The organism is Pseudomonas sp. NMI542_15 (assembly GCF_021283425.1).
Taxonomy (GTDB): Bacteria; Pseudomonadota; Gammaproteobacteria; order Pseudomonadales; family Pseudomonadaceae; genus Aquipseudomonas; species Aquipseudomonas fortuita.
The window spans coordinates 285,049-308,281 of record NZ_JAJSRO010000001.1; the positions used below are offsets into that span (position 1 = coordinate 285,049).

Below are 23,233 nucleotides of genomic sequence, written 5' to 3' on the forward strand. Positions count from 1 at the left end.
CTAGCGCACTTGCTTGGGGTATGTCTCGCCAGGCTCGCAACCTTCGGCTCACAGTTTTAGTGCAGCCTCACGCAACAAGGTTTCGGTCGAGGCCCAGCCCAGGCAGCCGTCGGTGATCGAAACGCCGTACTTCAGTGCACCCTTGCCAAGCGCCTGGCAGCCGTCGAACAGGTGCCCCTCGATCATCACGCCAACGATCGAGCGATCGCCTGCCAGGCGTTGCTCCAGCACATCGTTGAACACCGCCGGCTGACGAGCCGGGTCCTTGCCGCTGTTGGCGTGGCTGCAATCGACCATGATGCGCGCCTGAACGCCAACCTTGGCCAATGCCTGACGGGCCATGGCGATGCTGTTGGCATCGTAGTTGGGGCCTTTGTGGCCACCGCGCAGTACCAAGTGCGTGTCCGGGTTGCCCAGGGTTTCGATGATTGCCGGGTGGCCCTGCGCATCCATGCCGAAGTGGCGGTGCGGGTGGGCTGCGCTGCGCATGGCGTCGGTGGCGATGGAAATGCCGCCGTCGGTGCCGTTCTTGAACCCGACCGGCAGTTCCAGGCCACTGACCATTTCGCGGTGAATTTGCGATTCGGTAGTGCGTGCGCCAATTGCGGCCCAGGCCAGCAGGTCGTCGAAGTAGCCGGCGGCCATCGGTTGCAGCAGCTCGGTGGCCACCGGCAGGCCACGTTCGATCATGCTCAGCATCAGCCCGCGGGACAAGGCAATACCCGAGTGCATGTCGTCGCTGCCATCCAGGTGCGGGTCGTAGGCCAGGCCTTTCCAGCCGACGGTAGTACGCGGTTTTTCGACGTAGGCGCGCATCACCAGCAGCAGCTTGTCACCGACTTCGCGGCTGAGGGCGGCCAGGCGGTCGGCGTATTCCAGCGCCGAGCGTGGGTCGTGGATCGAGCACGGGCCGACGATTACCAGCAGGCGCTCGTCGCGGCCTTCGAGGATGTTGCGGATGGCCTGGCGGTGGGCCTGGACTTGCTGGGCCAGTTCACTGGACAGCGGCATCTGTTGCTTGAGCAGGTGCGGGCTGGGCAGGCGCTTGCTGACCGTGGTGTTGGCTGCTTGCGGCTGAGTCAGGGGCAGGGCGAGGTTGGAAGCTTGCATGGCGTTTTTCCCTGGGCGGACGGCGGGTTCAGGCCCGCGCGGTCGGCCCTATCGAGGTGTTCGACAGATCGTTGAATTCGTATTGGCTGCTGCATTGCCACCTGTTGAGGACCGATCGGAGGCGGCAGGCTGGCCCGAACGGGATTGGCTAAATCGCCAGGCATAGGTGTTTGCGTCGTAATAAGTGGCGTAGTTCATGAATCTGTCCTCAATGTGAATCGGTGTTGTTCAAAGGCCTGAAAAGCAAAACCCCCGGTCGGGGAGCCGACCGGGGGTTTGAGTATTCTCATGTTCGGCGGCCCCTCGAAGGTGGGCGCCGTGTGGGTATCGGCGCCTAGTGGCTAAACCAATACCCGAAGTAATAGCTGGCAGGTGCCACGCAGCCGGCAACGGCCAGCACAGGGCGCAGTTTGCGACCGGTGTGGTTGGCGTGGTTGCGGGTGTGTGTTGGCATGTTGCTCTCCAGTGAATGAGCCCGAGCTTACTTCAGTTGCACCGGGCCATTCAATGGATAAATGCGATGAGCTCGATCATTTGTTTTTGTACTGGATGGTTCAATGGCCGTAGCGCCCGATCAGGCTCTGCGCCCCTAATGCGTGGCCTTGCAGCAACTGCAACAGACCGCTGCGGTCCAGTCCCTCGGGAAGCGTGCCCAAGGGCAGGTCTGTGGCAATGAGCGTCAGTGCGTAATGGTGCGGGTTGTCGCCAGCGGGTGGGCAGGGGCCTCGGTAGCTGAGGGTGCCCCGCGAGTTGCGCCCCACAGTCACGTATTGCCCACTGAGCCCGGCCATGCCTTCCTTGAGCCCATCGTGCTCCGGGTCAATGTTGTACGCGACCCAATGCACCACGCCGATACCCTTGCCGCCGTCCGGGTCGAACATGATCAGCGCGAGCGACTGGGTACCTGCGGGCAGGTTGTTCCAACTCAGTTGCGGGGTGCGCTCCTCGCCTGCGCCGCAGGCCGGGTCCTGCCCGACCTGCTGCAGGGCGATCACGCCACCATCAGTGAATGACGAGGAACTGATCGACAGCGCCCCTTGGTTGCTACTGCTTGCCAAGGCTGTGCAGGGCAGCAGGGCGGCGAGCAGCCAGGGTTTGACGTTCATGGCGAATCCTTGGCAGGGCTTTGGGCGCAGTGTAGCCGAGGCGTGCCTCAGTGGCTGTCCTGGTCCTCGGCGGTGCCGCCGGTGTGCCCGGCGCCAGAGCCTGTCGCCTCGCCCGTGCTGTTCGAACCGCCGCTGGCCCCGTCGGCGGCATCGCTGTTGCTGCCGGTGTCGCTGCTGTCGTTGTCCTGGCCACTGCCGGGGCTGTTGACGCTGCTGTCGTCACCGGCGGTCTTGCCGCCAGACTGGTCGGTTTGCGGACGGCTGTCGGTGTTGGTGTCGGTGGCAGCAAAGGTGGTGCCGGTGAGGCTGGCCAGCGCGAGCGCCAGGCACAGGGAGAGAGAGCGAATGCGGATCATGGAGGGTCTCCTTGGCGGATGATCTGTCATTCGTTTGGCTGCGCGTCAGGGCAGGTGTGCCTTCCGGGCGACGAGTGGTCACTCTGTGGGAGCGGGCTTGCCCGGCGAACACCGGCAAAGCCGGTGCCATACACAGCATTGCCTGCTTCGCGGGACAAGCCCCACACCAGCCACTGTTCTCTGCGTGACAGCACAACCTATAAGGGATGAGTGGCCTCCCACAAGGAGTCGGCAACGGATTCAGACAGGCTCTGAGCGTTGCGCCGGGCTTTCCACGGGATCCAGCGGCGGATGCTCCTGCGCCGCATGCATCAGGTCTTCGGTTACCCGCAGCTCGGCGCCGGTTGGCGAGAAGGTGGTCGAAGCGGTGAACGGTGCCGGGTGCTCTGCGGCCGGGCGCTTGCCGCGTCGCCACATGAAAAAGCACACCATGGCCAGGTTGACCACGGCAAAGGCCCAGAACAACCCGGCCTCGCCAAACTCGGTCATCATGGGCGAAATGGCCACCGGCGCCATGGCCGAACCCAGTGAGTTGATCAACAACAAGCCTTGAATCATCGGTACCAGCGCGTCGGAAGGCGCGCGGTCGGCCGCATGGCTGACCGCCACCGGGTACAGCGTGAACACACCACCACCCAGCAGGAACAGCATGGCCGGCAGCAGGAACGAGTCCGACGGCAGGAATACTGTGACCAGCGACAACACCACGCACAGTGCAGCCAGGGCAATCAGCACATCCTGGCGATCCTTGCGGTCGGACCAGCGGCCCACCGGGTATTGCAGCAGCATGGCGCCGAGGATCACCCAGGCCATCATGTTGCCGACCTCGCCCACGGCCAGGCCGATGCGCTGCAGGTACAGCGGCAGCAGGGCATAAATGCCGGCAATCGCCACCCCCGAACCAAAGCAGCCAACCAGGCCAGACGGTGCCACACCCAACAATTGGCGGGGTTTGAGGGGTTCGACCTGGTCCAGCAGTGGCGATACCCGCGGGAGGATCACGATGGGCAGTACCGACAGGGCAGCCAGTACCCCAGCCAGCATGAAGGGTGCGGTGTCGCCAAGCTGGGTGATTTCGCCAAGGCCTGCCTGGGCAATCACCCCGGCGCCGTAGAAGGCGATCATGTACAGCGCCAGCAGGCGGCCGCGGATTTTTGCATCGCCGGCCAGCAGCAGCCAGCTTTCGATCACCAGGAACACGCCGACTGCCGCCCACCCGTTGATCAGGCGCAGCACCGACCACCAGGTGACGTCGTAGAACAGCCCCTGCAGCAGGATGGTCGCGCCGATCAGCGAAGCGAAGCTTGTGTAGGCGCGGATATGGCCGATGCGCAAGATCAGCCGGTCGTTGAAGATGGCGCCCAGGGTCAGGCCGAGGAAGTAGGTGGACGAGACGACGCCGATGGTGGTGGCCGACTCACCGGCAGCGCCCAGGCGCAGGGTAGTCAGGGAAGACATGAAGCCGTTGCCCAAGGCAATGATGAACAGCCCGAGCAGGGGCGCCAGCGCCATGGCCAGCAAACGCGGAGACATACAAACCTCTAGTTGGATGAGCGGAATGAGCGCCTTCTCGGACGCGCACACCGGCTCGACCCGATAAGGGGCGAGTGGCGACACGGATGCGACCTGGGCAAGACTCAACCGCTGGACCCTTTGGGAATGGGCCGGGCGGGGAGGGTTGAGCCTATTTCACATGTGCGTTCATGTGTTCAGGCACGGACTCTGTCATTGCTGCGGGTTGCCACCGTTCAAGGCGACGGGCGAAAAGGAAGCGGGATTCTACGGGCTTGGAGGCTTTTGCCCAAGGGGCACGGGTATGCGACGAGACGCCGCAGTCCAAGGGCGACATGAACGTGTCTTGGGCAGACATCTTGGCGCCGCTGTGCGGCCCCGGCCATCTCACGGACTGCTGCATAATGCTGAACCCACCCCAAGGAAGGCCCATCATGTTCGCGTCGCTGTTCGCAGTCCTGGCCCCGGTCTTCATCGTCGCCGGCATCGGCTTTGCCTGGGCCCGCAAGGGCCTGGACTACCCCACCGATTTCATCGCCCGGGTCGTGATGACTGTCGGTACCCCGTCGCTGGTGCTGTCCACCCTCAGTCGCACCGAGCTGAACCCTGACGCCTTCACCAGCATGGCCTTGGCTTGCCTGCTGTGCACCCTGGGCATGGCCTTGGTCGCCTTGCTGGTGTGTCGTGCTTCGGGCATGCATTGGCGGGTACTGCTGCCGGCGTTCATGTTTCCTAATACGGGCAATATGGGCCTGCCGATCAGCTTGTATGCCTTCGGTGAGCACGGCCTGGCACTGGCCGTGGCGTTTTTCCTGACCTTGTCGATCGTGCAGTTCACCATCGGCATGGCCATCTCTGGCACAGCGGCTTCGCTCAAGGCGCTGCTGCGCAACCCTATTGTCATCAGCCTGGCCGGCGCCATGCCCATCATCTTTCTCGATTTCGAGCTACCGCGCTGGCTGGCAAACACTGCAGATTTGCTCGGCGGCATGACCATTCCGCTGATGTTGCTGACCCTGGGGGTGTCGCTGGCCAGCATTCGCCTGCGTCACGTGGGCAGCGGCCTGTTGCTGGGCGGCTTGCGCATTGGCCTGGGGGCTGCGATGGGCTGGGCAGTGGGGGCGGCGCTAGGCATGGACAACCTTGAGCACGCGGTACTGGTGGTACAGTCGGCGATGCCGGTTGCTGTGTTCAACTACCTGATGGCGGTGCGGGCCAATCGTGAGCCGGAGCAGGTGGCGAACCTGGTGATGTGTTCGACGGTGCTTTCGTTTGTCTGGTTGCCGGTGGTGCTGGCCTGGTGGATGTAAGCCTGTTCTGGCCTCTTCGCGGGGCAAGCCCGCTCACACAGGTCCAGCGCAGCCTTTGAAAGCTGTGCAGTCTCTGTGGGAGCGGGCTTGCCCCGCGAAGAGGCCGGCCGCGAACACATCAATCCTGGCTACGGGTATCGATACTGACCACTACCGACATCCCCGGCCGCAGGTGCCTGGCTTCCGGCTGGTCGGCATCCACGGTAATGCGCACCGGAATACGCTGGGCAATCTTGACGAAGTTGCCGGTGGCATTGTCCGCTTGCAGCAAGGCGAACTCCGAGCCGGTTGCTGGCGAGATCTGCTGTACATGCCCCTGTAGCTTCAGGTGGTTGAGCGCATCCACGGTGAAGCTCACCGGTTGGCCGATGCGTACATTGGCCATCTGGGTTTCCTTCATGTTGGCAATCACCCACAGGGTGTCGGGTACCAGGGCCATCAACTGCGCGCCGGAATTCACATAAGCCCCCAGGCGCGTGCCGATCTGCCCCAGCTGGCCGTCGCGCGGGGCGGTGACCCGGGTGTTGTCGAGGTCGATGCGCGCCAGCTCCACCGCCGCCTTGGCATTCTCTACCGAAGCTTGTAACGCGGCCCGGTTGACCACCACCGTTTCCCGGTCTTGGCGAGCGATTTCCAGCGCCGCCTTGGCCTGGGCCAGGCTGGCGACGGCAGCGGCTTCGCTGGCACGGGCCAGGTCCAGGTCACGGCGCGACACAGAGCCGTCATTGACCAGCGCCTGGTTGCGGCCAAGGTCGGCTTTGGCCTTGGCTGCCTGGGCCGCCGCATCGCCGATGGCCGCCTGACGCTGGGCGATGGTGGCTTCGGCGCTGTTACGCTGCTGCAGGTTGTTGGCCAGGGCCGCCTGCTGTTGCTGCAGTTGGGCGATGGCCTGGGCCAGGCGCTGCGTGTAGATGCGGTCGTCCAGTTGCACCAGCAAGTCACCGGTCTTGACGAACTGAAAGTCGTGCACCGGCACGTCGACGATGTAACCACTGAGCTGGGGGCCAATGATGGTCACCTGGCCACGCACCAAGGCATTTTCGGTACTTTCGATGGCGCTGCCGAACGGCGGCAGGCGCCAGGCATACAGCACCAGCAGGATGCCGGCCAAGGCCACGCAGGCGAAGCTGATCGTCGACAGGATGCGCACCCGCCGCGAACGCGTCGGGCTGGTGGGCTCGCTGGGCGGTGTGGTGCCTTCCGGGGTTTCGGCGATGGCGTTGGTGGTCGTGGTGCGGGTGTCGTCGGTCATCGGGTGGGCGCGCCGGGGGTGGAGTCGGTGGAAGTGGTCTGGCGCCTTGCGTACCAGAGCCAGGTGCTGCGGATGCAGATCCAGACCATGGTCAGGATAGCGATGCTGCCGATCAGCACGAACACATCGTTATAGGCCATGACATTCGCCTCGCGGGTGGCGGCATTGGCCAGCACACGCATGCCAGCTTCGTTGCGCATGGCCGGGTCGGCGAGCAAGCCGCCGTAGCCGGCGCCACCGCTTTGAACGCGGCTGGTCACCAACGGTTCAAGGTAGCTGAGGCGGTCCATCAGGTGGCTTGAATGAAACTTTTCGCGCCAGGTCTGGAAGGTGCCCAGCAGTGCCGCGCCAATCAGGCCGCCGAGGTTGTTGCAGATGCCAAACAGCACCGAAAAGCTCACCAGATTGCGCGGGTTGGCGCGCACATGGCTGATGCCCAGTGCCATCGAAGGGCCGAGGAAAAAGGTGCTGCCGAACGCCAGCAGGAACTGGCTGAAGTACATTTGTGCCGGGCGGGTGAGGTTGCTGGAGCTGCTGTCCATGAACGCGCCTGTGGCCATGGCCAGTAGCGAGACGAACAGCGGGATCACCAAGTGGTTGGGGTTGATGGTCAGGGCACTGCTGGCCAGGCCAGCCACCGCACCCAGCAGCATGATCCAGTACAGCGTGCGCATCTGCTCGCTGCCCATGTTGAGTACCTGCAGGAAACCGACCGCACCGGTGGACTGTTCGGACGTGACCATGCGGATCAGTACCACACACAGGGCCAGGCGAATGATTGCACCGCTGCCCAGCCAGTGGGTCATCAGCAACGGGTTGCGGCGGTTGTGCTCGATGGCCAGGCCTGTGAAGATCAGCGCGATCGATGCCGCCAGTGCCACGCCGATCCACGGCGCCTCCAGCCACCAGTCTATGCGCCCCAGCGACAGCGCCGCGCAGAGCAGGGCGGTGCCGCTGGCCATCAGTGTAAAGGTGAGAAAATCCAGTGGTTCGAACGTCTTGAAGCGGTCACCGGGCGGCAGCTTGAGCATCAGTACGCACCCCAGCGCAGTCAGTGCCAGGCCCAGTTCGAACAGGTACAGGCCACGCCATTCGGCGATCTGCAGCAAGTCTTCGGAAAAAATCCGCGCCAGCGGCAGCGCCAGCTGCGAGGCGCCCAGGCCCAGTACCATGGCCTTCAGCCGCCATTTGGCGGGGAACGCCTGAATCATGTAGTACAGCCCCAGCGAGCTGAGCGCTGCGCCGACCATGCCGTGGGCCGCACGCACGGCAATGGCCGAGTTGAGATCGTTGACCAGCAGGTGGGCGAAAGTGACCAAGGCATACAGCACCAGGAACACTTCGGTGAACGCGCGCAGGCCGAACTGCTGGCGGAATTTCACCAACAGCAGGTTCATGGACACGTTGGTCATGACGTAGGCGGCCGGTAGCCAGGCCATTTCTGCCGTGGTCGCACCCAGGGCGCCCTGCAGGAACACCAGGTTGGCGGTGACCAGCGCGTTGCCCAGGCCACCGGTAATTGCCACCAGCAGGCCAACCACGCCGTAGGCCAGGCGCTTGGCTGGCGAATGCAGAGGCGTGGAGGGCGAGCCCGGCAGGCTGGGTTTTTCGTGGGGGAGCCACTGGCGAGGGGCGTATTTGTCCATGGGACAGACTGTACTTGAGCGGCGGTTGGTGCTGCTAGGTGCATCCTTTGGTTTTTGTGATGGCGATGCGCAGGTGCTACAAGGCTTTGGCCAAGAACGCCGCTGTGCGGCTGTCGGCACACGCGGCCACAACCTTGGGCGGCCCGCTGATCACTACCTTGCCCCCGGCGTCTCCGGCCCCTGGCCCGATGTCGATCACCCAGTCGCTCTGCGCCACCACGCGCATGTCATGTTCGACCACCACCACGCTGTGCCCGGCTTCGACCAGGCGGTTCAACTGCACCAGCAGCCGGTCGATGTCTTGCGGGTGCAAGCCATTGGTGGGCTCATCCAGCACGTACAGGGTTGCCCCACGGGCCGTGCGCTGCAGTTCGGTGGCCAGCTTGATGCGCTGCGCTTCGCCACCGGACAGTTCGGTGGCCGGTTGGCCCAGGCGCAGGTAGCCCAAGCCGATATCCTGAAGCACTTGCAAGCACCGGCGCGCCGGGGGCTGTTCGGCAAATACCTGCAGGGCCTGGTCGACCGTCAGTTGCAGCACTTGGGCGATGTTCATGCCTTGCCAGCTCACCGCCAGGGTTTCGGGGTTGTAGCGGGCGCCATGACAGGTGGGGCAAGGTGCGTAGACACTGGGCATGAACAGCAGCTCGACGCTGACGAAACCTTCGCCCTCGCAGTTGGCGCAACGGCCCTTGGCAACATTGAAGGAAAAGCGCCCGGCGTCGAAGCCCTTGGCCTTGGCCTGGTCTGTGGCTGCGAACAGCTTGCGCACATGGTCGAACAGGCCCGTGTAGGTAGCCAGGTTGGAGCGTGGCGTGCGGCCGATCGGTTTCTGGTCGACCTGCACCAGGCGCTTGATGCTGCCAAGGCCCGCACTCACATGGCCGCTGCTGGCCCGTTCAGGTGCGTCTTCCAGGCTTTGCTCTTCGGCTTCGCTGCGCTGCTCGGCATGGCCCAGGTGCGCGCCCACCAGTTCCAGCAGGGCCTGGCTGACCAGGCTGGACTTGCCCGAGCCGGAGATACCGGTGACGGCGGTAAAGCAGCCAAGCGGAAATGCCGCGCTGAGGTTATTCAGGTTGTTGCGGGTGATGCCTTCAAGCTTCAGCCAGTCGCTGGCCGGTCGGGGTTCACGCATGGTGTGGGTCGGGGCACTGAACAGGTAGGCGCGCGTGCGTGACGGCTCGATCTCGGCCAGGCCTGCGGGTGGCCCGCTGTAGAGGATGGTGCCGCCATGCTCGCCGGCAGCTGGCCCGACATCCACCAGCCAGTCGGCGCGGCGCATGGTGTCCAGGTCGTGCTCCACCACATACACCGAGTTGCCCGCGTGCTTCAGGCGCTGCAGGGCTTCGAACAGCGCTTCGCTGTCGGCAGGGTGCAAGCCGGCCGAAGGCTCGTCGAGTACGTAGATCACGCCGAACAGCTGCGAATTCAGCTGGGTGGCCAGGCGCAGGCGTTGCAGTTCACCAGAAGACAGGGTCGGGGTGCTGCGCTCCAGGGCCAGGTAGCCGAGGCCAAGGTCGAGCAGGGTATCGATGCGTTCGAGCAACTCGTTTGCGATGCGTTGGGCTGCCAGGCGCTTTTCCAGGGTCAGCTCGTCTTGCTGGTGTGTCAGGTAGCCCGCTGCTGCCACCTTGCGAAATACCTCGGCCAGCGCTTGCAATGACAGGTGCGACAGCTCGGCGATATCCAGCCCGGCAAAGGTCACGCCCAGCGCTTCGCGTTTCAGGCGTTTGCCCTGGCACAGCGGGCAGGGGCTGGGGCGCATGTATTGAGCCACGCGCTTGCGCATCTGTGCGCTTTGCGAGTGCATGAAGGTATGCAGCACGTACCGTCGGGCGCCCATGAACGTGCCCTGGTAGCTGGGCTCCTGTTTGCGCTTTAGCGCTTCACGGGTTTGCGCCGGGGTCAGGCCGGCATAAACGGGGGCGGTGGGCGTGTCCTCGGTGAACAGGATCCAGTCGCGCTGCGCCTGCGGCAGGTCGCGCCAGGGAATGTCAACGTCATAACCCAACGTCACCAGGATGTCGCGCTGGTTCTGGCCTTGCCAGGCCATGGGCCACGCCGCCACCGCACGCTCGCGGATGGTCAGCGACGGGTCGGGCACCATGGTTGCTTCGGTCACCTCGTAGACCCGGCCCAAGCCATGGCACTCTGGGCAGGCGCCCTGGGGCGTATTCGGCGAAAAGTCCTCGGCGTACAGCATCGCTTGCCCGTCCGGGTAGTGGCCGGCGCGCGAGTACAGCATACGGATCGAGCTGGACAAGGTGGTTACGCTGCCCACCGAGGAACGTGCGCTTGGCGTGCCGCGTTGCTGCTGCAGGGCTACCGCCGGCGGCAGGCCGTCGATGGCATCGACGTCGGGCACGCCAACCTGATCGATAAGGCGCCGGGCATAGGGCGCCACCGACTCGAAGTAGCGGCGCTGGGCTTCGGCATAAAGCGTGGAAAAGGCCAGCGAGGACTTGCCCGAGCCGGAGACGCCAGTGAATACCACCAAGGCATCGCGTGGAACATCCACATCGATGTTCTTCAGGTTGTGCTCGCGGGCACCGCGTACGCGGACGAAGCCGCTGGGGGAGGTTGGGCGTGAAGGCATGACGCAGTCCTTGGCTGTGGCTGAGCAGTGAGCCCCAAGGTAACAGCAATTTCGACCCTTTCGGTTCCACGGTGTGAAACCAGATTCGATTGTGCTTCATCCCGCCTCGCGCTTATCTGTCAGCCAAGCACGACCTGCCTTAGCCGTCGTGACCTCAAGGCAAACAACAAGAACGGGAAACCACCCGCGCGAGGAGACTCTACATGTCCCGACATCAGCACATCCTGGCCTGGCTTGACGACGTGGCCAGCGACCTGCACACGATCCGTCACGATATCCACGCCCACCCGGAACTGGGTTTTGAAGAGAGCCGCACCTCGGCGCTGGTCGCCCGTCTGCTGGCGCAGTGGGGCTATGAAGTGCACACCGGCATCGGCAAGACCGGTGTGGTCGGTGTGCTGCGCAATGGCAGCAGCCCACGCCGGCTGGGCTTGCGCGCCGACATGGACGCGCTGCCCATACACGAAGCAACGGGCGCGGCCTACAGCAGCCAGCACCAAGGTTGCATGCACGCCTGTGGCCATGACGGGCACACCACCATGCTGCTGGGGGCGGCGCGCTACCTGGCGGCAACCCGGCAGTTCGACGGCACGCTGACGCTGATCTTCCAGCCGGCCGAGGAGGGCCAGGGCGGTGCCGAGGCGATGCTGGCGGACGGCCTGCTGGAACGCTTCCCCTGCGATGCGCTGTTCGGCATGCACAACATGCCCGGGCTGCCGGCCGGGCATCTTGGTTTTCGCGAGGGGCCGATGATGGCCTCGCAAGACCTGCTCACGGTGACCCTCGACGGGGTGGGCGGCCATGGCTCGATGCCGCACCTGACCGTAGACCCGCTGGTGGCAGCGGCCAGTGTGGTAATGGCGCTGCAAACCGTGGTGGCGCGCAACATCGATGCGCAGGAGGCTGCGGTGGTCACCGTCGGTGCCTTGCAGGCCGGCGAAGCGGCCAACGTGATTCCCCAACAGGCGCTGCTACGCCTTAGCCTGCGTGCGCTGAACGCCGAGGTGCGGGCGCAGACCCTGGAGCGGGTGCGGGCGATCATCGTCAGTCAGGCCGAAAGCTTTGGCTGCCGTGCCAGCATCGAACACCGCCCGGCCTACCCGGTGCTGGTCAACCATGCCGCAGAAAATGCCTTTGCCACGCAGGTGGGGGTGGAGTTGCTCGGTGCCGAGGCGGTGGATGGCAACACCCGCAAGCTCATGGGCAGCGAGGACTTCGCCTGGATGCTGCAGCGCTGCCCAGGTGCCTACCTGTTCATCGGCAATGGTGTATCGCGGCCGATGGTGCACAACCCGGCCTACGACTTCAACGACGAGATCCTGCTGACCGGTGCCGCCTACTGGGGCGCGCTGGCAGAGCGATGGCTCGCGCCCGCCTGACTGCCTTTTGACGACTGCCGCTGGAACCCGGGCGCGATCGCGCCTGGGCGATCACCCAATCATTGTGTGGAGTGTTTCCTATGCAGACTTCGAGCACTGGCGTGTCGCGTACCCGGCAAGTGGTGGCCGCCGTTATCGGCAACGCCCTGGAGTGGTACGACTTTATCGTGTACGGCTTTCTGGCCAGCATCATTGCCCGGCAGTTTTTCCCGTCCGACGACGAGTACGCCTCGCTGCTGATGGCCCTGGCCACCTTTGGCGTGGGCTTTTTCATGCGCCCGGTGGGCGGCGTGTTGCTGGGCATGTATTCCGATCGCAAGGGCCGCAAGGCGGCCATGCAGATGATCATCCGCCTGATGACCGTGTCGATTGCCATGATCGCCTTTGCCCCCGACTACCTGGCCATCGGCATGGCCGCGCCGCTGCTGATCGTGGTGGCGCGCATGCTGCAAGGGTTTGCCACCGGTGGCGAGTACGCCAGTGCCACGGCGTTTCTGGTGGAAAGCGCGCCGGCCCACCGCAAGGGCCTGTATGGCTCGTGGCAATTGGTAGGGCAGTGCCTGGCGGTGTTTTCCGGGGCGGCGATGGTGGCCCTGGTGACGCACTGGTGTTCGCCTGAGGCGCTGGACAGCTGGGGCTGGCGGATCCCGTTCGTGCTCGGCCTGCTGATCGGCCCGGTGGGGCTGTGGATTCGCAAGCATATGGAAGAGCCCGAGGAGTTCGTCGAGGCGCGCCGCCAGGCCAAGGGCCAGTCGCCCAGCCTGTGGCAAGTACTGCGTGAGCATCGGCGCAGCCTGCTGGTATCGATGGGCCTGGCCTGTGGCGCTACGGTGTCGTTCTACGTGGTGCTGGTGAACATGCCGACCTTCGCCCACAAGAACCTCGGGCTGCCACTGGACCAGGTGCTTTTGGTGCAGATGCTGGCCGTGGGGCTGATGACCGTGGTCATTCCGCTGTCCGGCGCGTTGTCTGACCGCCTGGGGCGCCGCCCGGTGCTGATGGTCTTTACCCTGGCGTTCTTCATAATGGTCTACCCGCTGTATGTGTGGGTGGCTGCCGCGCCATCCGTGGAGCGGCTGCTGGTGATGCAGCTGCTGTTGTGCACCGCCATCGGCGGCTTCTTTGGCCCGGCGCCGACCGCCCTGGCCGAGCAGTTCCCGGTCGAGGTGCGCTCCACCGGGGTATCGGTGGCCTATAACGTGGCGGTGATGGTGTTCGGTGGCTTTGCCCCGTTGATCGTCACCTGGCTTACCAAGGTACTCGGTACCCCGGTCGCACCGTCGTTCTACGTGCTGTTCGCCTGCCTGCTGACGCTGTTGGGTACCTATTGCCTGAAAGAAGCACCCCGGGCAGGCAAGCCCGCCACTTTCAACCTTGGAGTAAAACCGTGAAGCCGTTAGCCATCGACCCCATCGTTGCCCTCGATGCCGAAGCCTTGTCCCAGGCCATCCATGCCCGCCAGGTATCGTGCCGGGAGGTGATGCAGGCTTATCTCGCGCACATCGAGCGCTGCAACCCGCAGGTTAACGCACTGGTGTCGCTGCGCCCGGCCGAGGCAGTGTTGGCTGAGGCCGATGAACGTGACCGCGAGCTGAAGCGGGGCCATTCCCGCGGCTGGATGCACGGCATGCCACAAGCGATCAAGGACCTGGCTGCCACTGCCGGGCTGCGCACCACCCTGGGTTCGCCCTTATTCGCCGAACAGATACCTGAGCATGACGCCATCAGTGTGGCGCGGGTGCGGGCGAGCGGGGCGCTGATCGTTGGCAAAAGCAACGTGCCAGAGTTCGGTCTCGGTTCGCAAACCTATAACACCCTGTTCGGTACCACCACCAATGCCTACGACCCGCAGCGGGTGGCCGGCGGCAGCAGTGGCGGGGCGGCAGCGGCGCTGGCCATGCGCCTGCTGCCGGTGGCTGACGGCAGCGACATGATGGGCTCGCTGCGCAACCCGGCGGCGTTCAACAATGTGTTCGGCCTGCGCCCTTCGCAGGGCCGTGTGCCCCATGGTCCGGCACCCGAACTGTTCGTGCAGCAGCTGGCTACCGAAGGGCCGATGGGGCGCAGCGTGGTGGATGTGGCGCGGCTGTTGTCGACCCAGGCAGGCGTTGATGCACGGGTGCCGCTGTCGCTGAGCGAGGGCCGCCGCGATTTCGCTGCAGGGCTGCAGCGCGATTTTCGGGGTGTGCGGGTTGGCTGGCTGGGTGACTACAACGGCTACCTGCCGATGGATGACGGGGTGATGGGCCTGTGTGAAGCAGCCTTGGCCGATTTCGCCGAACTGGGTTGCCGGGTGGAGGCTTGCCAACCGGCATTCGACCCGGCGCGCTTGTGGCAATGCTGGCTCACCCACCGCCACTTCCTGGTGCACGGCAACCTTGGCGCGGCCTATGCCGACCCAGCCAGGCGCGCCTTGCTCAAGCCCGAAGCACAGTGGGAGGTAGAGGGCGCCTTGCAACTGAGCGCGGCCTCGCTGTACCAGGCGTCGCTGGACCGCAGTGACTGGTACCGCGCCTTGGCACACCTGTTCGAACGTTACGACTACCTGCTGTTGCCGTCCGCCCAGGTGTTCCCTTTCGATGCAAAACTGGCGTGGCCGACGGCCGTTGGGGGCCGGGCGATGGACACCTACCATCGCTGGATGGAGGTGGTGATCGGGCCGACCCTGGCCGGTTTACCCAGCATCAGCGTACCGGTCGGTTTCAACAGCGACGGTTTGCCCATGGGCCTGCAAATCATAGGCCCGGCCCAGGCCGACCATGCGGTGTTGCAACTGGCGTACGCCCATGAACAGCTGACCCGGTGGGTTGAGCGGCGCCCGCCACCGTGCCTGCTGGCCTGATGAAAGCACTGGGCAGGCGCGGTTCTTGCTGGCTATGCTGACCATCCAGCTACAGGGAGGTCATACCCATGGGCATTACGGCAGACAGTGGCGGTGTGCGTTCGGTGGAGCGCGCACTGGCCATTGTCGACCTGCTGGGCGAGCATCAGGCACTGGGCCTGGAAGAATTGCATTACCTCACCGGCCTGCCCAAGGCCACGGCCTCGCGCATGCTCGCCACCTTGCAGGAGCAGGGCTGGGTCTACCGTGGCCTCAGCGACCGGCGTTATCGCCTGTGCGCACGGCGGCTGTTCGGTGACCGGCAGATGCGCTTCAAGCGGCGGCTGGTGGAAAGTGCTGCACCGCTGCTGCTGGACCTGAGCGAGCGCACCGGGCTGGTGGTGGACCTGTCGTGTTTCGACGGCGAGCGGCTGGAGGTGATGGAAAGCGCCATCCCTCAGGTATTGCGCAAGCGGTACCCGCATACCTGCCAGATCGTCGGGCACCATGCCAGCCTGTTTCACTCGGCGATGGGGCGGGCGTGCCTGGGTGAGCTGGCGGTCGATGAAGTGCAACGCCTGGCGGCCCATGAGCGGCTGCGCGATGACACGGTGCTGCGCAACATCGAAGAAGACGCGCACAAGGGCTTTGGCCAGCGCACCGAAGGGTACTGGGAGTACCCGGTGCGTTTGCCGTTCCTGATCCGCGCCATTGCGCTGCCGGTGCACGCCGAAGGGCGCCTGGCCGGGAGCATTGCCTTGCACTGGCCGCTGGATCAGGCACCGGTGGAACGAGTAATGAATTTGCACCTGAGCAGCCTGGCGACCACGGTAGACGATGTGCAGCGGGCCTTGGCGGGCTAGTGCTGACCTGTGCTGCGAAGAGGCCAGTGCAGGCCACAGCAAAAGCCGGCAGATGTCACTGGCCCTCCCGAAACCCGCTAGGGCTCACCCCCGCATGCTTGCGAAAGAACCGGCTGAAATACCCTACATCGGCAAACCCCAGCTCATGGGCGATCTCTTTCACGCTCAGGCTTGAATGCCCCAGCATGCGCTTGGCTTCCAGTACCAGCCGGGCATTGATCACGTTCATGGGCGTCATGCCCAGGTGCTCCTGACACAACCGCCCCAGTGTCGCCAAGGTCATGCCGAGCTCGGCAGCGTAGTCCGCCAGTGGCCAGTGCGCGCGGTAGTGCATGTCCACCAATTCACGCAAAGCGGTCAGCTGCTGGCTGCGCCTTGACACTGGGCGCTGGCCACCGTGGGGCACGTGCGGTTCATGGCGCAGTACCTGGATCAGCAGCGTCAGCAGCAGGGCCATGCTGCAGGCCACATGCTCACGGGCGCGGTTGTGGTACTCCTCGCGCAAGGCCATGCACAGCGGCAGCAACGGGTCTTCGTCGGCTGCCCACGAAGGCAGTGCGATCACCTGGGGTTTGCGCACCTGCGCCAGCAGGTTGGGTGCCAGCACCTGGGCAATGCTTTCCAGTGGGTGCTGGGCGGCGGTGATCACCAGGCCCTCGACCTGGCCGGCCCAATGAAAACCATGCACCACTTGCGCCGGTACATACACCACGCAGGGTGCCTGCACCTGGAGCCGGTCACTGTCGAACAGCACCTCACCGCCGCCGCTCTGCAGGTACAGCAGTTGCAGCAAGCCTTCATGACGGTGCGCGGCAATTTCCCAGTTATGTGCGCCAGAGCGTTGGGAGATCTGTTCCACATGCAGGGCTTCGTGCCACACCGGTCGGGCGGTTTCACCATACAGGGCGTAGTTGGGGATCTTGTTCATGTTGTTGTAATTGTTCTGTTCGGTACCTGGTTACTGTGCCACAGCTGCCTGCAGGCTTCAGGCGGCAGGACGAATTTTGTCGGGAATGTGGGGCTGGTTGCAGGTTTTGTCCATTCTGCCGGTGTGCCTGCCGGCCCTAGGCTGTGGCCCAGATGAAGCGACACTCTGGAGAGCAGCATGCACAACAACAAGATCCCCTCTCAATGGCTGGGCCTGGATTCGGCCGTATGCGTGGTAACCGGTGCCGCCGGTGGTATTGGCGCGGCGCTGGCCGGCGCCCTGGTCGCACAGCAGGCCCATGTGGTGCTGCTGGACCGTGACCTGGACAAATGCCGTGAACTGGCCGCCACCTTGGGCGAACACAGTGTCGGAGAGGTCAGCGCCTTGGGCTGCGACATCGCCGACCCGGCCAGCGTGGAGCAGGCCGCAGCCCAGGTCCAGGCGCTGCACGGGCGCTGCGATGTACTGGTCAACAATGCCAGCGTGCTGCGCCCCGGCGCGCTGGACGTGCTGAGCCTGGAGCAATGGAACCAGGTGCTGGCGGTCAACCTCACGGGCTACCTGGTGTGTGCCCAGGCCTTCGGCCGTTCGATGCTGGCCCGTGGCCGAGGCCGTATGGTGCACGTGGCCTCGATCGCCGCGCATTACCCGCAACCCAATAGCGGTGCCTACAGTGCGGCCAAGGCCGGGGTCAGCATGCTGTCGCGCCAGATTGCCGTGGAATGGGGGCCACGAGGTGTGCGCAGCAACGCAGTCTGCCCAGGGTTGATCCGCACTCCCTTGTCTGCCGCGTTTTATGCCGACCCGCAAATCGAACGCCAGCGCAGCGCCATGACGGCCAACCAGCGTATTGGTGAACCACAGGATATCGCTGACGCTGTGCTGTTCATGGCCAGCCAGCGCGCCGACTACATCAATGGTGCAGAGCTGACCGTGGATGGGGGGCTCGAGAGCATGCCCATGGCGCTGATCCCGCGGCCAGGCTTTGAGGGGGTACGCGCATGACCACACGTAACTGCGATGTGCTGGTGGTCGGGGCGGGTGCGGGTGGCCTGGCGACCGCCATTACTGCAAAGAAGCAGGGCCTTGACGTGATCGTCATCGAAAAGGACGACTGCTTTGGCGGTACTACGGCGTTTTCCGGCGGTGTGTTGTGGGTGCCTGGCAACCGGCACGCTGGCAACGACAGCCCCGAGGCGGCCATGACCTACCTGCGCAACGAAACCGGGGCCTGCTTTGACGCGGCCGGGGTCGAGGCGTTCTTGCGCTACGGGCCGCAGATGGTGGACTTTTTCGAGCGGGAAACCGCCGTGAAGTTCGTGCCCACGCTGTACCCCGACTATCACCCACAAGTCGAAGGGGGCGTCGATGTGGGCCGTTCGATACTGGCCGCACCTTACGACATCCGCGGCCTGGGGCCGGACATGGCACGCCTGCGCCCGCCGCTGAAGACCATCACCTTCATCGGCATGATGTTCAACTCGTCGAATGCCGACCTCAAACACTTCTTCAACGTCACCCGCTCGTTGACCTCGTTCGTGTACGTGGCCAGGCGCCTGCTCACCCACCTGAAGGAGCTGGCCCTGTATCGCCGCGGTACTCAGGTGACCAGCGGCAATGCCTTGGCGGCGCGCCTGGTGCGCTCGGCGCTGGACCTTGGCATCCCGATTCTCACCGGCACCCCGGCGCGGCAGCTGCTGCGCGACGGTGGGCGGGTGGTGGGGGTACTGGCCGGGCAAGGCGACAGCGAACTGCGTATTCAGGCACGCCGCGGGGTGGTGCTGGCCTGTGGCGGGTTCTCCCATGACTTGCAGCGGTTGCGCCAGGCCTACCCGCATGTGCGCCGTGGCGGTGAGCATTTTTCCCCGGTGCCAGCGGGTAATACCGGCGATGGTGCCCGCATGGCGGAGGCGTTGGGTGCCAAGGTCGATATACGCCTGCAAGCGCCAGCTGCCTGGATGCCGGTGTCGAAGGTGCCGGTGGGTGGCGGGCGATACATCGCCTTTCCGCATCTGCTGGACCGCTACAAGCCGGGCGTGATCGGTGTATTGCGCTCTGGCCGGCGTTTCACCAACGAGTCCAACTCCTACCACGACGTGGGCGCAGCGCTGATCGAAGCCTGCGCCGGCCAGGCAGAAACCGCCATGTGGCTGGTGTGCGACCGCCGTACGCTGGCCAAGTACGGCCTGGGCTTTGCCAAACCTGCACCAATGCCACTGGGGCCATTGCTGCGTAACGGTTACCTGCTCAAGGGCAAGACCTTGGCCGAGCTGGCAGGCAAGGCCGGCATCGATGCGCAAGGGCTGGAGCGGACCGTGCGCGATTACAACCTAGGCGCAGTGCAGGGCGAGGACCGCCAATACGGCCGCGGCAGTAACAGCTTCAACCGCTACCTGGCCGACCCTCAGCAACAGCCCAATCCGTGCGTGGCGCCGGTGGGCGAGGGGCCTTACTTTGCCGTGAAGGTCATCATGGGCGATCTGGGCACCTTCGACGGGCTGCGCACCAGCGTGGTCGGCGAAGTGCTGGCCGCCGACGGGCAAGCCATCGAAGGGCTGTATGCGGTGGGTAATGACCGCGCCAGCATCATGGGCGGCAACTACCCCGGTGCCGGCATTACCTTGGGGCCGATCATGACCTTTGGCTACATCACCGGGCGCCACCTGGCAGGTGTCGAGCAGGGGCTGGCGGCAGCGAGCAAAGCGCGGGAGGTAGCGTGATGGACAAGGCTGTGGTCGATCACCGCATCTACACCATTCGCCCGCGCTGCATGGCGGCCTTTATCGAAGCCTTCGACCAGTTGGCGATGCCGATCTTGCTGCGCCACCTCGGCGCACCGCTGGCGTTCTACACCAGCAGCATCGGGCCGCTGAACCAGGTGGTGCACCTGTGGGGTTATGACAGCCTCGATGACTTTGAAAAGCGCAGCGCGGCGCGGGATGCCGACCCGGATTTTGCCGCTTATCTGCATGCCACCCGTGACCTGGTAGTGGCGCAGGAAACCCGGATCCTAAGGCCTGTCTCTCTACATAGTCTCGACAGGCAGTGATGTTGGCTGTGCCGGCGATTGGGCCGCAACGCGGCCCCGAAACACCGTCATAAAAACAACAACAGGTGATACCCATGAACAACACACTCGACGTGCGCCAACTGATCGACCAGCAACCCATCGGCCGTTACCAGAAATGGGTGGTGTTCCTCGGCTTTCTGATCATCGCCCTGGACGGCCTGGATGTGGCCATCATCGGCTTCATTGCCCCCCAACTGAAAAGCGACTGGGGCCTGGGCGCGCAAAGCCTGGGCCCGGTTTTGAGCGCAGCGCTGATCGGCCTGGCCCTTGGCGCTTTGATCGCCGGCCCCTTGGCTGACCGCTACGGACGCAAGGCAGTATTGCTGTACAGCGTGCTGCTGTTCGGCATCTGGACCCTGGCCTCGGCTTTTTCCCCGAACCTGGAAACCTTGGTCGTGCTGCGCTTTCTTACTGGCCTGGGCCTGGGGGCTGCAATGCCCAATGCCAGCACCCTGGTCAGCGAGTACGCCCCGGCGCGCAGCCGCTCGCTGCTGATCACACTGGCGTTCTGCGGGTTCTCCCTGGGGGCAGCGATGGGTGGTTTCGTCAGCGCCTGGATGATACCCAACCTGGGTTGGCGCAGTGTGCTGGTGCTGGGCGGGGTGTTGCCGCTGCTGGTCTTGCCGCTGCTGTACTGGCGCCTGCCAGAGTCGGTCACCTTCCTGGTCAGCAAGGGCGCAGATCGCCAGCGCATTCTGGCCATTGTCCGCCGCCTGGCCCCCGACCATGTCAACGCCGACAGTACGTTCGTCATGCCCGCCAAGCGCCAGGGCACTGACGGTGCGATTGGCACCATCCTCTCGCAGCGCTATCGTTTTGGTACCTGCATGCTCTGGGCTGGCTACGTGCTGGCGCTGTTCCTGGTCTACCTGTTCAGCGGCTGGCTGCCGACGCTGGTGAAGGAGGGCGGTGGTTTTTCGGTGTCCGAAGCAGCCATTGTCACGGCCTGCTTCCAGATTGGGGGGCCGGCAGGGGCGATTTCAGTAGGCTGGGCCATGGACCGCTGTAACCCTCAGCGCGTATTGATGCTGACTTTTCTGTTCAGTGGTGCGGTGATTTTCACGATTGGCCAGGTGGTGGGGGATTTCGCCTGGCTGTGCGCCATTGCCTGCGCCGTGGGCTTTGGGCTGAATGGCGCAAGCGTTGGCATGAATGCATTGGCCGCAGCTTTTTACCCCACTGAGGCACGGGCAACCGGGGCCAGCTGGATGAGCGGCATTGGGCGCATTGGTGCCGTGCTCAGCGCCTTCGCCGGAGCTCAGATGCTGGCATTGGGCTGGAGCTTTGCGCAAGTGTTTGCATCATTGCTGATCCCTGCCGGGCTGGCGGCATTGGCGGTATGGCTGCAGGGGCGCAATGCTGCGCTACGGTTTAACGCTCAAGGCTGTACATCCGGCACTCCGCCAGCAGCGCCAGCAGGTTCGGCTCCCGCTCCCTAGCCTTCAGGAACACCACGCCTATATGTTGCTGCAAGCGGTATTGCGGCTTCAAGGCAATCAGCCTGACGCGGTTTTCGTACACCGCCGCAATGCGCCCGGGCAGCAGGGCAAAGCCCACGCCCGAGCTGACCATGCTCAGCAGGGTGAAGATGTCGTTCACCTGCATGGCCACCTTGGGCTCGAAGCCGGCCTGCTGGAACACCCGCGCGCCATCGCGGTGGGTGGCGAAGCCCTGGGTCAGGGTGATGAAGGTGGAGTCGGCGAGGTCGGCCAGGTCCACCTCGGCCTGCCCGGCGAAAGGCGAGTCGGTGGGCACAGCAAGGAAGATATCATCGGAGAACAGCGGCAGTTGCTCGCATGCCGGGTCGCTGATGCTGTCGTCGAGCGACACAAGGATGGCTTCCAGCTCGTGGTTTTTCAGGCGCTGCAGCAGGTCGACGTTGGAGCCCAGGGTAAGGTCGATGTTCAGCTCGCTGCGGCGCAGTTTCAGCCCCATGACCAGTTTGGGCACGGTCTTCACCGTCAGCGAGTAGAGTGCGCCCAGGCGGAAACGCTCGGCGTAGAAGCCGGCGGCTTCACGGGTCTGGCGGACCATCTGCTCGGCGTCCAGGATCAATTGCCGGGCTTTCTTTTCCAGCACGTAGGCGCTTTCCAGCGGGATCAGCTGGCGGCCTTCGTGCTTGAACAACGGGCAGCGCAAGGCGCTTTCCAGTGAGTGGATGGCCCGGTGCACGCTCACGGCGCTGGTGGACAACTCAACCGCCGCGCGGCCGAGGTTGCCCGTGCGCATGAAGGCAAGAAAGGTTTCCAGCTTTTTGAGGGTCAGTTCTTCGTCGATGAGCATGGGGGCCTGGGTGAGTATGGCGATAGAGTTATGGGGTGTTTGAGATCGAGCGCCGCCCGCGCGGCGCATCGCGAGCTGGGCTCGCGCCTACGTTTGTTCCGGGCCAATTAATCCTGTGGGATTTGCGCGCGAACGCGTTGGTGCATGGCTCGATATCGTGTCGTACGAACAGGGCGGTCGCGCGCGTTGGCGCAGGTGTTACTGGCCCGAAACAAACGTAGGCGCGAGCGCAGCTCGCGATGCGCCGCGCGGGCGGCGCTCGATCTCAAACACACCCCACACCTCAAGCCATACGCTCGATCAACGCCCACAACGCCGGGTCATTGAAATCATTCACGATCAGCCTGGCACCCGCCTCCAGCAACCGCTGCGGCGTCTGTGTCGTCGCTACGCCCACGGTAAATATCCCCGCGCCACTGGCGGCCGCAACCCCCGGCAATGAATCCTCGAAGGCCAGCGCCTGGCCGGCCTCGGCGCCCAGTTGCTGCAGGCCGGTGAGGTAGGGCAGCGGGTCTGGCTTGGGCCGCGCCAGCTCCTCGGCTACCAGCACATGCTCGAAATGCTGGCCAAGGCCCATGGCATTCAGCATGTGTTCGGCGTTCAGCCGCGGTGCATTGGTCACCACGCACATGCCGATGTCATGGGCCTTGGCATGCGCAAGCAGGCGCAAAAGGCCTGGCATCGGGTCAAGACATGGCGACAAGTCGCGAAACAGCGCCTCCTTGCGATCGGCCAGTGCCCGGCACTGTTCGACGCTCGCGCCGCTGAACAGCTCGGCGAACAACTCGCCGTTGGCGCGGCCACTGACCTGGGCATCGAACTGCGCCTGGCTCAGTTCGCGGCCGTCATGCTCACGCAGCAGTTGGCGAAAGGCCTGCAGGTGCAGGGTATCGGTGTCGGTGAGGGTTCCGTCGAGGTCGAACAGCAGGGCGGTGAGCATGGGGTATCCAGATCAAGAAAACACAAGCCTTGGGATCATAACCAATGCTGGCGACAAAGGGGGC

19 protein-coding genes are annotated in these 23,233 nt (G+C 64.4%); 9 read left to right on the forward strand and 10 right to left on the reverse strand.

The window, feature by feature from the left end; translation table 11 throughout:
- Positions 1-48: 48 nt before the first annotated feature.
- The 4 genes from LU684_RS01240 to LU684_RS01255 all read right to left on the reverse strand — a co-directional run bounded on the left by LU684_RS01240 (position 49) and on the right by LU684_RS01255 (position 4,105).
- On the reverse strand, positions 49-1,110 hold the full coding sequence (locus LU684_RS01240; RefSeq protein WP_016487297.1) for a 3-deoxy-7-phosphoheptulonate synthase: 1,062 nt from the start codon (positions 1,108-1,110) through the stop codon (positions 49-51).
- A 554-nt stretch (positions 1,111-1,664) separates the two neighbouring features.
- Entirely contained in the window at positions 1,665-2,216 is a 552-nt protein-coding gene (locus tag LU684_RS01245; protein WP_023048864.1) for a YbhB/YbcL family Raf kinase inhibitor-like protein, read from the reverse strand.
- A gap of 47 nt (positions 2,217-2,263) precedes the next feature.
- Positions 2,264-2,572, reverse strand: coding sequence for a hypothetical protein (locus tag LU684_RS01250; RefSeq protein ID WP_016487294.1), 309 nt, complete (start codon positions 2,570-2,572; stop codon positions 2,264-2,266).
- 240 nt (positions 2,573-2,812) lie between these two features.
- Positions 2,813-4,105: an MFS transporter gene (locus LU684_RS01255; protein WP_016487293.1), complete on the reverse strand. Its 1,293-nt coding sequence runs from the start codon at positions 4,103-4,105 to the stop codon at positions 2,813-2,815.
- A 413-nt stretch (positions 4,106-4,518) separates the two neighbouring features.
- On the opposite strand from LU684_RS01255, the gene LU684_RS01260 reads away from it, so the two are divergent.
- On the forward strand, positions 4,519-5,394 hold the full coding sequence (locus tag LU684_RS01260) for an AEC family transporter (RefSeq protein WP_070086555.1): 876 nt from the start codon (positions 4,519-4,521) through the stop codon (positions 5,392-5,394).
- A gap of 118 nt (positions 5,395-5,512) precedes the next feature.
- On the opposite strand, the gene LU684_RS01265 is transcribed toward LU684_RS01260, so the two are convergent.
- The 3 genes from LU684_RS01265 to LU684_RS01275 form a co-directional block, all read right to left on the reverse strand.
- Positions 5,513-6,646, reverse strand: a complete 1,134-nt coding sequence (locus tag LU684_RS01265) for an HlyD family secretion protein (RefSeq protein WP_016487290.1) — start codon at positions 6,644-6,646, stop codon at positions 5,513-5,515.
- The gene (locus tag LU684_RS01270; RefSeq protein WP_102688829.1) at positions 6,643-8,292 is read right to left on the reverse strand and encodes an MFS transporter; all 1,650 of its coding nucleotides are present in this window, start codon (positions 8,290-8,292) and stop codon (positions 6,643-6,645) included. Before LU684_RS01270 ends, LU684_RS01265 begins: the two co-directional genes overlap by 4 nt.
- Positions 8,293-8,368: 76 nt before the next feature.
- Positions 8,369-10,885, reverse strand: a complete 2,517-nt coding sequence (locus LU684_RS01275; RefSeq protein ID WP_232894036.1) for an excinuclease ABC subunit UvrA — start codon at positions 10,883-10,885, stop codon at positions 8,369-8,371.
- A 203-nt stretch (positions 10,886-11,088) separates the two neighbouring features.
- Here LU684_RS01275 and LU684_RS01280 point away from each other — a divergent pair, with 203 nt between their 5' ends.
- The 4 genes from LU684_RS01280 to LU684_RS01295 all read left to right on the forward strand — a co-directional run bounded on the left by LU684_RS01280 (position 11,089) and on the right by LU684_RS01295 (position 15,948).
- Positions 11,089-12,264, forward strand: coding sequence for a M20 aminoacylase family protein (locus tag LU684_RS01280; protein WP_016487287.1), 1,176 nt, complete (start codon positions 11,089-11,091; stop codon positions 12,262-12,264).
- Positions 12,265-12,344: 80 nt separating this feature from the next.
- Positions 12,345-13,655 carry a citrate-proton symporter gene (locus LU684_RS01285; RefSeq protein ID WP_102688832.1) on the forward strand — a complete coding sequence of 437 codons (1,311 nt, stop codon included), beginning with the start codon at positions 12,345-12,347 and terminating at the stop codon, positions 13,653-13,655.
- On the forward strand, positions 13,652-15,106 hold the full coding sequence (locus tag LU684_RS01290; RefSeq protein ID WP_102688833.1) for an amidase: 1,455 nt from the start codon (positions 13,652-13,654) through the stop codon (positions 15,104-15,106). Before LU684_RS01285 ends, LU684_RS01290 begins: the two co-directional genes overlap by 4 nt.
- Before the next feature lie 68 nt (positions 15,107-15,174).
- Entirely contained in the window at positions 15,175-15,948 is a 774-nt protein-coding gene (locus LU684_RS01295) for an IclR family transcriptional regulator (protein ID WP_016487284.1), read from the forward strand.
- Between the two features lie 55 nt (positions 15,949-16,003).
- Here the strand turns inward: LU684_RS01295 and LU684_RS01300 are convergent, their stop codons facing one another.
- Positions 16,004-16,876, reverse strand: coding sequence for a helix-turn-helix domain-containing protein (locus tag LU684_RS01300; protein ID WP_145914136.1), 873 nt, complete (start codon positions 16,874-16,876; stop codon positions 16,004-16,006).
- Between the two features lie 177 nt (positions 16,877-17,053).
- On the opposite strand from LU684_RS01300, the gene LU684_RS01305 reads away from it, so the two are divergent.
- The 4 genes from LU684_RS01305 to LU684_RS01320 all read left to right on the forward strand — a co-directional run bounded on the left by LU684_RS01305 (position 17,054) and on the right by LU684_RS01320 (position 21,385).
- On the forward strand, positions 17,054-17,881 hold the full coding sequence (locus tag LU684_RS01305; RefSeq protein ID WP_232894037.1) for an SDR family NAD(P)-dependent oxidoreductase: 828 nt from the start codon (positions 17,054-17,056) through the stop codon (positions 17,879-17,881).
- Positions 17,878-19,596: an FAD-dependent oxidoreductase gene (locus tag LU684_RS01310; RefSeq protein WP_232894038.1), complete on the forward strand. Its 1,719-nt coding sequence runs from the start codon at positions 17,878-17,880 to the stop codon at positions 19,594-19,596. Before LU684_RS01305 ends, LU684_RS01310 begins: the two co-directional genes overlap by 4 nt.
- Complete coding sequence (locus LU684_RS01315; protein ID WP_095115324.1) at positions 19,596-19,925, forward strand: NIPSNAP family protein; 330 nt, start codon at positions 19,596-19,598, stop codon at positions 19,923-19,925. Before LU684_RS01310 ends, LU684_RS01315 begins: the two co-directional genes overlap by 1 nt.
- Before the next feature lie 74 nt (positions 19,926-19,999).
- Positions 20,000-21,385, forward strand: coding sequence for an MFS transporter (locus LU684_RS01320; RefSeq protein ID WP_016487279.1), 1,386 nt, complete (start codon positions 20,000-20,002; stop codon positions 21,383-21,385).
- Here LU684_RS01320 and LU684_RS01325 read toward each other — a convergent pair.
- Both LU684_RS01325 and LU684_RS01330 read right to left on the reverse strand, forming a co-directional pair.
- A complete protein-coding gene (locus LU684_RS01325; protein WP_016487278.1) occupies positions 21,318-22,229 on the reverse strand; it encodes a LysR family transcriptional regulator in 912 nt (303 codons plus the stop codon). The genes LU684_RS01320 and LU684_RS01325 overlap by 68 nt on opposite strands.
- A gap of 283 nt (positions 22,230-22,512) precedes the next feature.
- Complete coding sequence (locus tag LU684_RS01330; RefSeq protein WP_232894039.1) at positions 22,513-23,169, reverse strand: HAD family hydrolase; 657 nt, start codon at positions 23,167-23,169, stop codon at positions 22,513-22,515.
- Between the last annotated feature and the right edge of the window lie 64 nt (positions 23,170-23,233).